We start from the raw sequence: 15,115 nt of genomic DNA, 5'->3' as shown, positions 1-15,115 counted from the left end.
TTTATAAATAAACAAGGAGTATTCTTGCCGGATCCGGATGGTCCGGAAAGGAATACTCCATGTCGTATGGTTATCGGATGAACAACAGTTCGCGGTATTTCGGAAGCGGCCACATCTCGTCGTCCACGATGAGTTCGAGTTTGTCCACGTGGTAGCGTATGCTTTCCAACATGGGAGCCACTGTGTCGTGGTAGGCAATGGCTTTCTCACGTACGTTTTCAATGCGGTTGGCCACCTTCCGGTTTTCCACCAACCGGTCTGCGTTTTCTGCGATGAAGCTCGTGTGTTCCGAAATCTTTTCTATCAGTTCCAAGTTCTTGGCATTCAGCCGGGCTGCGGTCTCGGCAGGGAAAACCTCTTGTACTTTGTGCACGTTGTCTATCAAGGCACTTTGGTAGCGTGTGGCCACGGGAATGATGTGATTCATGCACATGTCGCCGAAGATGCGTGCTTCCACTTGTACCTTTTTGGTGTAGGTTTCCCATTTGATTTCGTTGCGTGCCTCGATTTCATTGCGTGTGAACACATGGGTCGTCTCGAACATCTTCACGCTGCTTTCGTCCAGATAGCGGTCGAAGATAAGCGGGCAACTGCGTTCCGTATCCAGTCCGCGGCGTCGGGCTTCTTCCTGCCATTCTTCGGAATAGCCGTTACCGTCGAAATGGATGGGCTTGCACGTCTTGATGTCCTCGCGTACCACTTGCAGGATGGCTTTGGTCTTGTCTACGCCGTTTGCTATCAAGGCGTCGACCCGCGTCTTGAAGTCGATAAGGGCTTCGGCCATAGCCGCGTTCAGGGCTATCATGGCGGCGGCGCAGTTGGCTTGTGAACCGATGGCGCGGAACTCGAACCGGTTGCCTGTGAAAGCGAAGGGAGACGTACGGTTGCGGTCGGTATTGTCGAACAGCAGTTCCGGAATTTGCGGGATGTCGAGCTTCATGCCGTGTTTGCTGGCCACGTCTATCAGTTCGTCGTCCGTAGAATGTTCCAAATGTTCGAGTATGTCGCTCAGTTGCTGACCGAGGAACGAGGAAATGATGGTCGGCGGAGCCTCATGGCCTCCCAGGCGATGAGCGTTGGTGGCACTCATTATGGAGGCTTTGAGCAACCCGTTATGGCGATAGACTGCCATGAGCGTTTCCACGATAAAGGTGACGAAACGCAGATTGTCGGTCGGCGTTTTGCCCGGCCCGTGCAGCAGGATTCCGGTATCGGTTGCCAGTGACCAGTTGTTGTGTTTGCCAGACCCGTTGATGCCGGCGAACGGCTTTTCGTGGAGCAAACAGCGGAATCCATGTTTACGGGCTATTTTCTTCATCAGTGACATGAGCAACATGTTGTGGTCCACTGCCAGGTTGGTCTCTTCATAGATGGGGGCCAATTCGAATTGGTTTGGAGCCACTTCATTGTGGCGTGTCTTGCAAGGGATGCCCAATTCCAATGCCTGTATTTCCAGGTCTTTCATGAATTCGGCCACCCGTTCGGGGATAGAACCGAAGTAATGGTCATCCATTTGTTGGTTTTTGGCCGATTCGTGCCCCATCAGCGTGCGCCCGGTCATGAGTAAGTCGGGTCGGGTGGCGTAAAGTCCTTCGTCCACCAAGAAATATTCCTGTTCCCAACCCAAATTGGAAATGACTTTTTTCACGTCCGGATAGAAGTAGCGGCATACGTCGGTGGCCGCTTTGTCTACGGCATGGATGGCCTTTTTCAGGGGTGCCTTGTAGTCGAGCGCCTCGCCGGTATAAGAAATGAAAATAGTGGGAATCATCAGGGTATCGCCGAGGACGAAGACAGGCGAAGCGGTGTCCCAGGCAGAATAGCCGCGCGCTTCGAACGTGGAGCGGATTCCCCCGTTGGGGAACGAAGAGGCATCGGTTTCCTGTTGGATGAGCTGCTTGCCGGAAAATTCTTCCACCATGCCGCCTTTGCCGTCGTGTTCCACAAAAGCATCATGTTTTTCGGCCGTGCCTTCGGTGAGCGGTTGGAACCAGTGTGTACAGTGGGTCACACCCAACTCCATGGCCCATTTCTTCATGCCGGCAGCCACGACATCGGCCGTTTGCAGGTCGAGCGACGCACCGTTGTCTATCACGTCGCACATCTTTTTATATACGTCGGCCGGGAGATATTTGAACATCTTCTGGCGGGTGAATACATATTTGCCGAAGAATTCGGACGGTCTTTCGGCCGGGGCCGGAACTTCTACGGCTTTCTTCTTAAAAGCTTCGCCTACAACTTCAAATCTAAGTGAGGATGACATATACCTTTTTGTATTATGGGTTATTTAAATGTTTAATCAATAAAACGGCGGGTGAGCGGAGCGAATTCTTCGATGCGGCGGTCGCGCAGGAAAGGCCACCAGCGGCGCACGTTTTCCGAGCGTTCCAAATCAATTTCCACCACCATGTTTTCTTCCGCGTCGCGACTGGCACGTGCCAACATCTCGCCTTGCGGGCCGACTACGAAACTGCTTCCCCAGAACTGTATGCCACGGGTTTGCCCGGATGGGTCCGGCTCAAGTCCCACACGGTTCACCGCGATGACCGGCAGGCCGTTGGCAACGGCATGGCCCCGTTGTACCGTGGTCCAGGCCTCGCGTTGGCGTTCCTGCTCTTCGGGGGCATCGCTGCTTTCGTATCCGATGGCCGTAGGGTAGATCAGGAGTTCTGCGCCTTGCAGTGCCATGAGACGCGCACCTTCGGGATACCACTGGTCCCAACACACTTGCACGCCTAACTTGCACAACGATGTCGATATCGGGTGGAAACCTAAGTCGCCCGGGGTGAAATAAAATTTCTCGTAATAAGCCGGATCGTCGGGGATGTGCATCTTGCGGTAGGTTCCTGCGATGGAACCGTCGGTGTCGAACACCACCGCCGTGTTATGGTACAGGCCGGCTGAGCGCCGTTCGAATAAGGACGTGACCAGCACGATACCGAATTGCCGGGCCAATTCGCCGAAGAATCCTGTGGACGGGCCGGGAACCGGCTCGGCCAAATCGAAATTCCGCGTATCTTCCGTCTGGCAGAAATAAAGCGAGTTGTGTAACTCCTGAAGAACGACGAGCTGTGCGCCGCGCTTGCATACGTCTTCTATGTTTTGTGCCAACTTGTAAAGGTTGGCTTTGGTGTCTGCGGTATTGGACTGTTGCACCAGTCCTACTTTTATCTTTTTCATGAGGGTGTTCTTTTATTTGAGTACGGGTACGGGAAATTGCATCGTGCAGCAATGCAGCGAACCGTGCTGCCGGATGAGCGGGCGGCAGTCGATACCGACCACTTCATGCTGAGGAAAGGCTTTTTGCAAGGCTTTCCGGGCTTGTTCGTCCAAGGCGGGCTGATGGTAAGTCGGCATCAGTACGGCTCCGTTGACCACCAGGAAATTGGCGTATGTGGCCGGAAGTCGTTGCCCGTCTTCGTCGAAGATGGCTTCCGGCATGGGTAGGGCGACGAGCCGGTAGGGGGGGCCCTGAAGCGTGCGGAACGTGCGAAGCTGTTCTTCCATGCGTGCGAGTGCCTCGTAGTGTTCGTCCTTACGGTCTTCGCATTTCACGTAAGCGATGGTCTGGTCGGGGCAGAAACGGGCTAAAGTATCTATATGGCTGTCCGTGTCATCGCCGGACAAGTAGCCGTGGTCGAGCCATAGGATTCTCTCGACGTGCAGGAACGCTTTGAGCCGTTCTTCGATGTCGGCGCGGTTCAGACGGTCGTTACGGTTGGCCGAGAGCAGGCATTCCGAAGTGGTCAGGAGCGTGCCGTGGCCGTCGCTTTCGATGGAACCGCCTTCGAGTACGAAGTCCAGATGGTCCGTGTACGTTCCATTGAATACGCCTTGTTCCATCAGCTTCCCGTTGATGCGGTTGTCCTGGTCGGCGGCAAACTTCTTTCCCCATCCGTTGAAACAGAAATCCAGAAGCTGCGGTCCGGTCTCGCCTACCAAGGTAATGAACCCATGGTCTCGCGCCCACGTGTCATCGGTAGGGCAATTGGCCCAACGTATTTGCGCGAAAGCCTGTGCTGGAAGTTTCTCTTTCAGGAGAGCCTCTACTTGGGGGCGTTCGGGTGTCACTATTAATAAAGGTTCGCGCGAGGCGATTTCGTAGGCCATCCGCACGTAACAGGCGGTCACCTCTTCCAACATGTAGCACCAATCCGTTCCGGCATGCGGCCATGTGAGCTGTACGCCGCTTTGCGGAAACCATTCCGGAGGCAGGAAAGTGCCCCGGATTTCCGTCTCTTCCGGGCCGTTTACTTCGTCAAAACGTATTTCGTACCAACGTTCCATTGTGCTGTTGCTACGGACTTTGTATTGCAATCCCATAGATAAATCCTGTAATTCGTGTAAATTTACGGGACAAAGATACGAATCTTCCGGAAATAATGGCTTTATTTTTATTAACTTTGTGCATGGAATGGACGAGATGTTGAAAATAGAATCGGCTACGTTGCGGCTTGGGGGGCGTTTGCTCTTCCGGGATTTCAGTCTGGAGGTACGGGCAGGCAAGTGGGTTTGCGTGACCGGTGAGTCCGGTTGCGGCAAGACTTCGCTGCTGCGTGCGGCGTTGGGGTTCCTGCCGTTGGAGTCAGGGCGGGTGTCTGTCGGCGGGGAGGAGTTGACAGAGCGTACGGTGGAGCGTATCCGGAAACGCACGGCCTATGTGCCTCAGGAACTGTTCCTTCCGGCTGAGTCGGTAGAAGAAATGTTGCACCTTCCTTTTCACCTGAAAGCGAACCGGGACAAGGATTTTTCGGAAGAAAAGCTGTTACGTTTTTGGAAGTTATTGGGACTGGAGCGGGACTTGTTCCATCGTAAGGTGGTCCAGTTGTCTGGCGGACAGCGGCAACGTATCATTCTGTCCATGGCCGCCATGTTGGACAAACGCCTTTTGTTGGCCGATGAGCCGACTTCCGCGCTCGACGAGGACAGCGTGGGGAGGGTGTCGGCTCTTTTCCGCCGTCTGACGGCCGGAGGAACGGCCGTATTGAGCGTGTCGCATAACCGGGCTTTTCTGGAAGCCTGCGACCAGGTGGTAAAACTTTGAACGGGCTGTGATGGGAACGGAGGATTTGACTTATACAGGATTGGCCGTCGGCATGTTGCTGATGTTGGTGCCTTTTTATTTTTTGTGGCGTTTCCGCACGGGGCTGCTTTCGTCGGCTTTGTTGGGGACGGTGAGGATGACCGTGCAGTTGTTGCTTATCGGGGTGTACTTGCGTTTATTGTTCCAATGGGACAACGAATGGGTCAACGTGTTGTGGATGGCGGTCATGGCCATCATCGCTTCCCATACGGCTGTCAGCCGCACGGCCTTGCGTCGCGAGGTGCTGCTTCTGCCGGTTTTCACAGGCTTTCTGGTTACGGCCTTGTTGGTGTCGTTGTATTTCTTAGCCTTCGTAGTGCGTGCCGCAGATGTGTTTGCCGCACGCTTCTTCATTCCTGTGGCCGGTGTGCTGTTCGGCAATATGCTGACGGTGAATATCATGGCTGTGAATGTCTATTACAGCGAGCTGCAGCGCGAACAGAATATGTATTATTACCTGTTGGGCAACGGGGCGACCCGCTTCGAGGCCACGTTGCCTTTCCTCCGTTCGGCCGTCATCAAATCCTTTTCCCCGTGCATCGCCAACATGGCCGTGTTGGGCATCGTGTCTTTCCCGGGGACGATGATAGGCCAGATACTCGGCGGTTCGATGCCCGAAGTAGCCATCAAATACCAGTTGATGATAAGCGTTATCACGGTCGTGGCTTCCATGCTTTCGTTGGTCATTACGATTTCGCTTTCCGTGCGCCGTACGTTCGATGAGTTCGGGCGGCTGAAGCCGATATTCAGGAAAGGCCGGAATATTAAATAAATGATAAAATCCGCTAGGTTTCCTTGTAAACCTCCCGTCTTATCCCTATCTTTGCAGAAATTTTCTATGACGTGAAAATTAAGGAAGTAGTTTTTGCCCTTGAAAGATTCGCGCCTTTGCCCTTGCAGGAGAGCTATGACAATGCCGGTCTGCAAGTAGGATTGACAGAGGTGGAAGCATCAGGGGCTTTATTGTGTCTTGACGTGACCGAGGAGGTAATAGACGAAGCCGTTTCTTTGGGTTGCAATCTCGTCGTGTCCCACCATCCGTTGTTGTTCCACGGGCTGAAGACTGTGTCCGACCGCAACTACGTGGAACGGTGCGTACGGAAGGCCATCCAAAACGACGTGACGATATATTCGGCGCATACGAACTTGGACAATGCCGAGGATGGCGTGAACTTCAAAATCGCCGAGAAGTTGGAACTGGAACAGGTGAGGCTCCTTCAGCCACATCCCGTGAAGGTGAAAGACGGCGGGCATGAGTACACCGTCATGGCGGGGAGCGGGGTCATCGGCGTCTTGCCCCAACCGGAGGATTCCCTGAAATTCCTCCAACGCATCAAGTCCGTATTCCATATCGAGTGCCTGATGCACAATGAACTGTTGCAGCGTCCGGTGCGCAAAGTCGTGCTTTGCGGAGGGGCGGGCGATTTCATGCTTGAAGAGGCGCTCAATCAGAAAGCCGATGCTTTCCTGACAGGGGAGATGCACTACCATCAGTACTTCGGCCACGATCAGGAGTTGCAGATTGCCGTCATGGGGCATTACCAGAGCGAGCAATATACGAAAGAAATTTTTTATTCCATCATAGGTGAGATTTGTCCCGAACTGCCGCTTTACATGACGGCGGTGGACACGAATCCCATAAAATATTTGTAATAAGCATTATGGCAAAAGACATGAAGAAAGATGCGACGGACCTGTCGATTGAAGAAAAGTTGAAAAACCTGTACCAGTTGCAGACCATGCTTTCCGAAATCGACAAAATCAAGACGTTGCGCGGAGAGCTACCGTTGGAAGTACAGGACTTGGAGGACGAGATTGAAGGCTTGTCTACCCGTATTGAAAAAATACATGGAGAGATAGGGGATCTGAATGCGGACATTGCGGCACGCAAAGCCAATATAGAAACTTGCAAGGCGGCTATCGAAAAGTACACGCAGCAGTTGGATAACGTGCGCAACAATCGTGAATATGACTCCTTGACCAAGGAAATAGAATATCAAACCTTGGACGTGGAGCTGAATGAGAAGCGTATCCGCGAGGCTTGCGATGCCATTGAACACAAGAACGGGGAAATCGCCCATTGCACGGAGCTGATGGACGACCGGCGTGCGGATTTGGATGTGAAAAAGTCAGAGTTGGACGACATTATTTCCGAAACACGGTCGGAGGAAGAGAAGTTGCGCGAAAGAGCCAAAGAATTGGAGGCTACCATAGAACCCCGTTTGTTGTTGGCATTCAAGCGTATCCGTAAGAACAGCCGCAACGGATTGGGTATCGTTTACGTGCAGCGCGATGCTTGCGGTGGCTGTTTCAATAAAATCCCCCCCCAACGCCAGTTGGATATTCGTATGCGCAAGAAGATTATCGTATGCGAATACTGCGGCCGTATCATGATAGACCCGGAATTGGCCGGAGTGGAAATCGAAAACAAGGCGGTGGAAGAAAAGCCGAGGCGTCGCCGTCGGGCTGCCGCTGCGGCAGAGGAGTAAGCATACCGCTTTTTGGGGTATTCGGGAAAGATTTGCAAACGCGCCTGCGACAACCGTGTCGCAGGCGCGTTTTTCCCTATTGGGCATTCTCCTTTTCGTTTTTCCACATCCTCATGCCGTTTTCAGTCTTTTTGTAAGGGATGTCCCGTGTCGCTCTTCCCGCAGCCCGGATAAGGAGGATTTCTCTGATTGTAAAATAAAAACCGTGTTTTTCCGTCCGGAATCCAAGCCTCGGAAGCATGTAAATTTACTCTCCGCAGAATAAAAAATCAATCTCAGGAGAATGAAAAATCGTTTGCCTGAGATTGATTTTCCGTTTTGCGGAGAATGATTTTGTGTTCTTTTATTATTTATAAATAGTTGTAATATAGTGCTTTATACGTAAAGCTGAATTTTTGTAGAAGAAAATCCCGAATTGTTGGATTATTTTCCGTATATTTTCCATACGTGCCCATGCGGAAGCCTCGTCGGAGGTGGGATGGCATGGGATGGCATATATAAAGAAGGCGTTTACTTGACGCTTTGATTCTTTGGCTACTCAGAATCTCGCAAGTTCTAATCACTGTCGAAGACAAAGCAACGGTAGATGCCCTGTGGGTGTTTTATATCAGCCCCGATTGTATCCATATGTGTTTTGCATGGATAGAGGGGACGTATATATAAACATATCGGCGTGGGCTTCTGCGTTGCTCGTTCGGACAGTGATGGGCAATGCGAGAGCCTTGAGTAGCGGAACGGGCAACAGGTACAGGCTCCCACGCTTTTTTCGTATATGCACACAATCAGGCTTTTTATGGATTCCGTCAGGGGAGTCGGGCGGAGGGTTAAAATGTGGGAATCATGAAAATGAGGTATTTTTCTTTCTTGATGTTTTTGATGTTGGGCGTGTACGCTTTCGCACAGAAGGACGTGACGCAGTTTCTCGGTATTCCTGTGGACGGGACGAAAACGGAAATGGTACAAAAGTTGAAGGCCAAAGGATTTAAGTATAATAGCACTTATGATTGGTTGGAAGGGGAGTTTAATGGCCGTGAGGTTGTCTTGCTTATTGCTACCAATAATAATAAGGTGTGGCGTGTTGCGGTAAGGGACAAGTGGACCATGGATGAAACAAATATAAAAATCCGTTATAACGATTTGTGTCGACAATTCGCCAAGAATGAGAAATATTGTTCTTTAAATGATAATCCGCTATTGTCCGAAGAAGAGAATATAGGTTATGAGATGTTAGTGAATAATAAAAGGTATGAGTCGGCCTATTTTCAGTCGCCCAAAACAATCAGTACGTTGTCTGAGGAAGAGAGGCAAGAAATGTTGTCTGCGACAGGGCTTCACGAAAAGGATTTGGATAGTTTGTCTGCCAAAAGCTTAGATGACCTGACTGATGTGTTTGTTGGGTATCTGGGGGAGAACTATTGGTCAAAAAAATGGTTTGGTTTATGATTGATGGAGAAGGGGTGGAATACCGTATTGTGATATTCTATGATAATGAATACAACCATGCAGATGGTGAAGATTTATAATAACCGATTTAAAAAGAGGTTTTTATGGAAGAAATGAATTTGGAAAAGGAAATGACTGTCCATTGCGGCAAGGTAACGGATAGCATGGAGACGTTGGAATCGTTGTGCCGCGAGGAAGCCGAAAAGCTTCTGGCTACATTGGATGTGCCGGAAGGCAGACAAGTGGAAGTCCCGTTTTGGACGAAGGATTTTCCTGAACTTATAGCCGTAGGCAAGTTCAGCCGCGACAAGTCCGGCAAAGTCATATACGAACTGGACTTTTCCGAGTCCACTTTGTAATTCTCGGGTGCATTTTGTTGGTTGTGCCGCAATGAATTCCTTCTTCCTTGTTTTGCCATCCAAAGAAGCAAACAAGGTGGGAGGAAATTTTTTATGTTTCCTATCGTGAGGGAAAGCCCTTATAAAATCTCCCCATATTCAGGTATGTCCGGCAGGAACTTGCAGGAGTTCGTGTCGTAATCCATCCTGCAACAATAATGTTGCAGGCCGTTGGAGACAATGAGATAGTCTACGCGCAACACCATGTTGTAACGCGAAATCTGGGCAAATACCTTTTGGGTGATTTCGATGTGCGGGGCTTTGTATTCCACAATGACGCGCGGACGGGCTTGCCGGTCGTAGACCACCGTGTCGCAACGCTTGGCCGTGCCGTTCAACGTGAGCGAGATTTCATTGGCCACCAAGCCCGGTGGGTAATGCTTGTGGGCCACGAGGTAATGCACGAAATGTTGTCTCACCCATTCCTCCGGGGTGAGAGCCACATATTTGCGGCGCAATTCATCGAAGACGACCGTCCGGCCGTCCCGCTTTGTCACTTTTATGGGATATTGTGGAAGGTTTAACGTAATCATTTGCTAACTTTGCAAGGAATACCCCTCTGTCTTTTGTGGGGTAAAGCCAGAACAAAAATACGCAAAAACAATGAAAACGAAAGCGGAAATCGTGGAAAATTGGTTGCCACGCTATACACAACATCCCTTGTCCGACTTCGGGGAGTATATTTTGCTGACCAATTTCAATAATTACGTAGATATATTCTGTGAACAGTTCAAGCTTCCTCAACCCGGCTACGGGGCGAACATGCGGATGGCCACGGCGGAGAATATCACTATCATCAACTTTGGGATGGGAAGTCCGAATGCGGCCATCATTATGGATTTGTTGAGTGCCATAGAGCCGAAAGCCTGCCTGTTCTTGGGCAAATGCGGGGGCATCTCTTCTAAAACGAAACTGGGAGACTTGATTCTTCCTTTGGCGGGAATCCGCGGAGAGGGGACATCGAACGATTATTATCCGCCCGAGGTGCCTGCGTTGCCGGCTTTCATGCTCCAGCGGGCGGTGTCGACAGCCATACGGGATGCCCATCGCGATTATTGGACGGGCACGGTGTACACTACGAACCGCAGGATATGGGAGCATGATGAAAAGTTCAAGGCGTATCTGAAAGACACCCGTGCCATGGCCGTGGATATGGAGACGGCTACACTGTTCACGTGCGGTTTCGCCAACCACATCCCGACCGGGGCTTTGCTGCTCGTATCGGACAATCCGATGATGCCCGAAGGGGTAAAAACGGCAGAGAGCGACCGGGAAGTGACGCATAACTTTGCGCCGGAGCATGTCACGATAGGAATAGAGGCGTTGAAACTGATAATAGGTGAACGGAAAACTGTGAAACACCTGAAATATGATTGGTAATCCAAAAGAGAAAAGCAGATGGCAGTGAAGAAAGAAGGGGTGACGTATGATGAAATCGTACGTTCCGTAAGGGCGGGCAATTTCGCGCCCGTTTATTATTTGATGGGCGAGGAGGCTTATTATATAGACAAGGTGAGCGAGTTTATCGTAGGCACGGCGTTAAAGGAGGAAGAGAAGGATTTTAATCTCACGGTATGTTATGGTACGGATGTGACGGTAGACGAGGTAATCAATGCAGCCAAGCGTTTCCCGATGATGGCGGAACGGCAGGTGGTTTTGGTGCGCGAAGCACAGAGCTTGCCCGGAAAAGAGCGTCTTTCCTTTTACCTGGAGCATCCGCAGCCCTCTACGGTGCTGATTTTTTGCCATAAACATGGCGTTTTGGATAAAAGGAAAAAGTTGGCGGCGGATATACAGAAGGTTGGGGTCTTGTTTGAGTCCAAAAAATTGTATGATAGCCAACTCCCAGGATTTGTCACGACCTACTTGCGCCGTAAGGGGGTGACGATGGAACAGAATGCCGTGATGATGGTCTGTGAGTCTGTGGGGAGTGACCTGTCGCGCCTTTCGGGCGAGTTGGATAAACTGATGTTGGCTTTGCCGGTAGGGGAGACGCGTATCGGTGCTGCCTTTGTGGAGCAACATGTCGGCATAAGCAAGGATTTTAACAACTTTGAATTGGTATCTGCGTTGGTAGCCAAGGACGTACTTAAAGTAAATCGTATCGTGAAATATTTTAACGATAACCCTAAGAATTTTTCTTTGCAGCTTACGCTTTCCGTCATGTTCGGTTTTTTCAGCAATTTGATGGTGGCTTACTATGCACCGCAACGTACGGAGGAGGCGATTGCCGATTGGATAGAGCAACCGCGTTGGCAAGTGGATCGGAACATACTTCCTGCCATGCAAAAGTATTCGGGTGTGAAAGTGATGCAGATAATTGGGAAACTACGTGAAACGGACGCTAAATCGAAAGGTTTGGGTAATACAATCGCCACTCCCGGCGATCTTTTGAAGGAATTAGCCTACTTCATTTTGCATTAAAACGGCTGTTTTTAATTTATTTGAAGCCTTGTCGAAACTGTTAAAAAGTAAGTTATAGTATTTGATTATAGGAGGTTAGCTCGTTTTTTGCTTCCTGAGATTTTAAAATTCCGGCCCGTCCTTGCCATCGGGTCGGAATTTTTTAGTATTGAAAAAAAGAGCCTTTTTTCATTTTCCGGTAATTTACATTATGTTTATTTTGCATTTATGTTTTGGATTACAGTTTATATATGAAACAAATGATATTTATGTTTTGAAATAAATCCATAAGATTTAAGAATGTAAACCATGATTGTCGCTTTGTAAACAGCTGAATTTACTTTTCTGATACATTCGATTTTGTTTTATGAATGAATATTTATTCCTTGCAATGTTAACTATGTTATTTTGTTGAAAACCATATATTTGTATTAGTTTATCATCATATTTTCTTATGGGGAACTTCATATTTTTGCAATAATAATATGCAAAACGGCAAAGTGTGAATGTATGATGAAGAATAAATGCACGGAAGCCAGTTTTTTAGCTAAATTCGTTGAATAAACCATATAAATTAGATATAAGAATATAAATCTATTTATGTTTATGAATATAAACCCCGAGTCCTTCTTGTTTATAAACATAAAAATACATATTCCTGAATATTTATAGAGGTGAATTTAATTTTGTGGTTTATGTTTATTGTGCGTTCCATTTTTTGTTTTTACCTTTGTAAACGTAAAAAACTCCTTTGTAGAGAGAGGAAAACAAAGGGCAATAGAAAAAATGATGAAAGAACGAATATTGCAAATCATGAGAAGGGAAAACATGACCCAACAAGAGTTTGCCAAAGCTATTGAGGTGTCTCCCGCATCCCTGTCAAATATCTTCAATGGTAAAACCAACCCAACGAACAATCATGTGAGTGCGATTCATCGTCGTTTTCCGGATATCAATATAAATTGGTTGATGTTTGGAGAAGGTGATATGTATACAACTGTTTCGGATGAAACTAAAGATAGTGTCAACGGAGGGGAAAGTACGATTAAAAGCGATGCGGAGAAAGCTCCCATAGATGCGAGTGGGGAGCCTATGCTTTTCGATATTTCGGATCCAGAGCAATATGCCGCATGGGCTAGAATGGAAGACATTAAAGATGTGGACGACCAGAATCGGCAAATTCCCGTGGTGCGTGAGGTAGTAAAGTATGTAGACAAACCTCAGCGTAAGATTACGGAGATAAGAATTTTCTTTGATGATGGAACTTTTGAAGTTTTTAGCTGATTTGTAAGAAGAATCAGGACAATGATACGATTGTTTCTTTGTTTTGACTTCTGCTTTTAGGGTAAAATGGGTAATTCTATCCTTGTTTTTCATTTGTTCCCACACTCACCTTGCGTTATCTTTGCTATCGTGAAGATGGGATTCGGTTCGGCATGGCCGAATGAGAAAACTTCGTTTTCATTTGTCTCTGCACTCACCTTTCACTATCTTTGCAGGAGTTTGATATACCATTTGGAATATACCTATTTTATAAGATGAAAAAATATATTTTGGATTTGACGCTGACGGCTAATGAGCATTTACGGGCAGGATATGCGTTGTTGAAGCTTACGCACGAGCAACCTCTGCCGGAAATGTGCCCCGGTCAATTTGCCGAGTTGAAGGTTGAGGGCTCGGAAACGACCTTTTTACGGCGTCCTATTTCTATCAATTACGTGGATGAAGAGAAAAATGAGGTTTGGTTCCTGATTCATGAAATAGGAGACGGAACCCGTAACTTAGGAGCTATGGAAGTAGGAGACAAACTCAATGTGGTCATGCCCTTAGGGAAAGGTTTTACGATGCCTTCGTCCGGTGATGAGAAAGTGCTGTTGGTAGGAGGCGGTGTCGGTACGGCTCCATTGCTTTTCATGGGAAAAGAGATGGTGAAGCTTGGCTGTCGGCCAACTTTTTTATTGGGCGGCCGTTCGGCGGGAGACTTGATGCAGTTGGACATGTTCAGGGCATTGGGGGATGTGTATATCACGACCGAGGACGCTTCCGAGGGGGAGAAAGGTTTTGTAACGCAGCATTCCGTGCTGCAACGTGAACATTTTGACCGTATAGCCACCTGCGGTCCCAAACCGATGATGGTGGCCGTAGCGCGATATGCACGGTCAAAAGGCATACCGTGTGAAGTTTCGTTGGAGAATATGATGGCTTGTGGAGTGGGGGCCTGCTTGTGTTGCGTGGAGAATACTACGGAAGGGCATTTGTGCGTGTGTAAAGAGGGGCCTGTTTTCAATACGAATAGATTGTTATGGCAGATTTAAGTGTAAATATAGGGAAATTACAGTTGAAAAATCCCGTAATGACCGCTTCCGGCACTTTCGGGTACGGTCTTGAGTTCGCAGACTTTGTGAACTTGGAAGATATCGGCGGAATCATTGTGAAAGGTACGACATTGAAACCCCGTGAAGGCAATCCTTATCCTCGCATGGCAGAGACACCTCAAGGGATGTTGAACTGTGTGGGGCTGCAAAACAAGGGTGTGGATTACTTTTGCGGGCATATTTATCCCCAAATTAAAGACATCCGTACGAATATGATTGTGAATGTCTCCGGCTCGTGTTGCGAAGACTATGCGGAGTGTGCCGCACGGATTAACGAACTGGAGCGCATTCCGGCCATAGAACTGAACATATCCTGTCCGAACGTGAAGCAAGGGGGGATGGCTTTCGGCGTGACAGCCGAAGGAGCTTCGGCTGTGGTAAAAGCTGTACGTAAGGCGTATGACAAGACTTTGATTGTCAAACTGTCTCCGAATGTGACGAATGTGGCAGACATAGCCCGTAGTGTGGAAGACGCCGGAGCGGATGCCGTGAGCCTTATCAATACGTTGATGGGAATGGCTATCGACATCGAAAAACGTCGCCCGGTATTGTCCATAGCCACAGGGGGGCTGAGCGGTCCGGCTGTGAAGCCCGTGGCATTACGTATGGTATGGCAAGTAGCCAAAGCGGTGAAGATACCCGTGGTAGGTTTAGGGGGAATCATGAACGCGCGTGATGCCATAGAATTTCTTTTGGCGGGGGCTTCGGCCATAGAAATCGGAACAGCTAATTTCATAGATCCGGCCGTGACGGTAAAGGTGGCCCGAGGGATAGACGAATATTTGGAACGGCACGGTTGCCGCAGTGTGCGTGAAATTATCGGTGCTTTAGGAGAGTAAATAGGATTTTCCCTATCTTCCCGTCGGGTTTTTCTTTGCATAATAAAGAGACTTATATGTATATTTGCATTATAAACATTTAAAC

15 protein-coding genes are annotated in these 15,115 nt (G+C 48.9%); 11 read left to right on the top strand and 4 right to left on the bottom strand.

Annotated elements, in window-relative coordinates; translation table 11 throughout:
• Positions 1-70: 70 nt before the first annotated feature.
• The 3 genes from E0E47_RS04465 to E0E47_RS04455 are packed head-to-tail and all read right to left on the bottom strand — an operon-like array spanning position 71 to position 4,323.
• Positions 71-2,263 (bottom strand): glutamine synthetase III family protein, encoded by a 2,193-nt coding sequence (locus E0E47_RS04465; protein ID WP_008622232.1) that lies wholly within the window; start codon positions 2,261-2,263, stop codon positions 71-73.
• Positions 2,264-2,295: 32 nt separating this feature from the next.
• A complete protein-coding gene (locus E0E47_RS04460) occupies positions 2,296-3,180 on the bottom strand; it encodes a carbon-nitrogen hydrolase (RefSeq protein ID WP_008627379.1) in 885 nt (294 codons plus the stop codon).
• 12 nt (positions 3,181-3,192) lie between these two features.
• Entirely contained in the window at positions 3,193-4,323 is a 1,131-nt protein-coding gene (locus E0E47_RS04455) for an agmatine deiminase family protein (protein ID WP_130893012.1), read from the bottom strand.
• A gap of 91 nt (positions 4,324-4,414) precedes the next feature.
• Between E0E47_RS04455 and E0E47_RS04450 the strand changes: the two genes are divergently transcribed.
• From E0E47_RS04450 to E0E47_RS04425, 6 genes are all read left to right on the top strand, one after another.
• Entirely contained in the window at positions 4,415-5,044 is a 630-nt protein-coding gene (locus E0E47_RS04450; protein WP_008627383.1) for an ABC transporter ATP-binding protein, read from the top strand.
• A 10-nt stretch (positions 5,045-5,054) separates the two neighbouring features.
• Positions 5,055-5,855 carry an ABC transporter permease gene (locus tag E0E47_RS04445; protein WP_008627385.1) on the top strand — a complete coding sequence of 267 codons (801 nt, stop codon included), beginning with the start codon at positions 5,055-5,057 and terminating at the stop codon, positions 5,853-5,855.
• A gap of 71 nt (positions 5,856-5,926) precedes the next feature.
• On the top strand, positions 5,927-6,736 hold the full coding sequence (locus E0E47_RS04440) for a Nif3-like dinuclear metal center hexameric protein (RefSeq protein ID WP_040602844.1): 810 nt from the start codon (positions 5,927-5,929) through the stop codon (positions 6,734-6,736).
• An 8-nt stretch (positions 6,737-6,744) separates the two neighbouring features.
• Positions 6,745-7,572, top strand: a complete 828-nt coding sequence (locus E0E47_RS04435) for a zinc ribbon domain-containing protein (RefSeq protein WP_130893011.1) — start codon at positions 6,745-6,747, stop codon at positions 7,570-7,572.
• 840 nt (positions 7,573-8,412) lie between these two features.
• Positions 8,413-9,015 carry a hypothetical protein gene (locus E0E47_RS04430; protein WP_232038331.1) on the top strand — a complete coding sequence of 201 codons (603 nt, stop codon included), beginning with the start codon at positions 8,413-8,415 and terminating at the stop codon, positions 9,013-9,015.
• Positions 9,016-9,119: 104 nt separating this feature from the next.
• Entirely contained in the window at positions 9,120-9,374 is a 255-nt protein-coding gene (locus E0E47_RS04425; protein WP_130893010.1) for a hypothetical protein, read from the top strand.
• Positions 9,375-9,493: 119 nt separating this feature from the next.
• Here E0E47_RS04425 and E0E47_RS04420 read toward each other — a convergent pair whose 3' ends face one another.
• On the bottom strand, positions 9,494-9,946 hold the full coding sequence (locus E0E47_RS04420; protein ID WP_130893009.1) for a type I restriction enzyme HsdR N-terminal domain-containing protein: 453 nt from the start codon (positions 9,944-9,946) through the stop codon (positions 9,494-9,496).
• Positions 9,947-10,016: 70 nt separating this feature from the next.
• Here E0E47_RS04420 and E0E47_RS04415 point away from each other — a divergent pair, with 70 nt between their 5' ends.
• From E0E47_RS04415 to E0E47_RS04395, 5 genes are all read left to right on the top strand, one after another.
• Complete coding sequence (locus E0E47_RS04415; protein WP_130893008.1) at positions 10,017-10,793, top strand: AMP nucleosidase; 777 nt, start codon at positions 10,017-10,019, stop codon at positions 10,791-10,793.
• A 24-nt stretch (positions 10,794-10,817) separates the two neighbouring features.
• Positions 10,818-11,837: a DNA polymerase III subunit delta gene (gene holA, locus E0E47_RS04410; protein WP_172604752.1), complete on the top strand. Its 1,020-nt coding sequence runs from the start codon at positions 10,818-10,820 to the stop codon at positions 11,835-11,837.
• Between the two features lie 765 nt (positions 11,838-12,602).
• Positions 12,603-13,100: a helix-turn-helix domain-containing protein gene (locus E0E47_RS04405; protein ID WP_232038330.1), complete on the top strand. Its 498-nt coding sequence runs from the start codon at positions 12,603-12,605 to the stop codon at positions 13,098-13,100.
• 254 nt (positions 13,101-13,354) lie between these two features.
• Positions 13,355-14,131, top strand: a complete 777-nt coding sequence (locus E0E47_RS04400; protein WP_172604651.1) for a dihydroorotate dehydrogenase electron transfer subunit — start codon at positions 13,355-13,357, stop codon at positions 14,129-14,131.
• A complete protein-coding gene (locus tag E0E47_RS04395) occupies positions 14,119-15,030 on the top strand; it encodes a dihydroorotate dehydrogenase (RefSeq protein ID WP_008627419.1) in 912 nt (303 codons plus the stop codon). Before E0E47_RS04400 ends, E0E47_RS04395 begins: the two co-directional genes overlap by 13 nt.
• Positions 15,031-15,115 lie beyond the last annotated feature (85 nt).

The sequence above is a fragment of the Paraprevotella xylaniphila YIT 11841 genome (assembly GCF_900683745.1).
GTDB classification, from domain to species: Bacteria; Bacteroidota; Bacteroidia; order Bacteroidales; family Bacteroidaceae; genus Paraprevotella; species Paraprevotella xylaniphila.
This window is presented reverse-complemented; position numbering and strand designations above follow the sequence as displayed.

Excerpts from the sequence above, each read along its gene's own strand:
- E0E47_RS04400 (WP_172604651.1), top strand. The coding sequence starts at position 13,355 with ATGAAAAAATATATTTTGGATTTGACGCTGACGGCTAATGAGCATTTA.
- E0E47_RS04465 (WP_008622232.1), bottom strand. The coding sequence starts at position 2,263 with ATGTCATCCTCACTTAGATTTGAAGTTGTAGGCGAAGCTTTTAAGAAG.
- E0E47_RS04455 (WP_130893012.1), bottom strand. The coding sequence starts at position 4,323 with ATGGGATTGCAATACAAAGTCCGTAGCAACAGCACAATGGAACGTTGG.
- E0E47_RS04435 (WP_130893011.1), top strand. The coding sequence starts at position 6,745 with ATGGCAAAAGACATGAAGAAAGATGCGACGGACCTGTCGATTGAAGAA.
- E0E47_RS04450 (WP_008627383.1), top strand. The coding sequence starts at position 4,415 with ATGGACGAGATGTTGAAAATAGAATCGGCTACGTTGCGGCTTGGGGGG.
- E0E47_RS04395 (WP_008627419.1), top strand. The coding sequence starts at position 14,119 with ATGGCAGATTTAAGTGTAAATATAGGGAAATTACAGTTGAAAAATCCC.
- E0E47_RS04405 (WP_232038330.1), top strand. The coding sequence starts at position 12,603 with ATGATGAAAGAACGAATATTGCAAATCATGAGAAGGGAAAACATGACC.
- E0E47_RS04445 (WP_008627385.1), top strand. The coding sequence starts at position 5,055 with ATGGGAACGGAGGATTTGACTTATACAGGATTGGCCGTCGGCATGTTG.
- E0E47_RS04430 (WP_232038331.1), top strand. The coding sequence starts at position 8,413 with ATGAAAATGAGGTATTTTTCTTTCTTGATGTTTTTGATGTTGGGCGTG.
- E0E47_RS04415 (WP_130893008.1), top strand. The coding sequence starts at position 10,017 with ATGAAAACGAAAGCGGAAATCGTGGAAAATTGGTTGCCACGCTATACA.
- E0E47_RS04420 (WP_130893009.1), bottom strand. The coding sequence starts at position 9,946 with ATGATTACGTTAAACCTTCCACAATATCCCATAAAAGTGACAAAGCGG.
- E0E47_RS04460 (WP_008627379.1), bottom strand. The coding sequence starts at position 3,180 with ATGAAAAAGATAAAAGTAGGACTGGTGCAACAGTCCAATACCGCAGAC.
- E0E47_RS04425 (WP_130893010.1), top strand. The coding sequence starts at position 9,120 with ATGGAAGAAATGAATTTGGAAAAGGAAATGACTGTCCATTGCGGCAAG.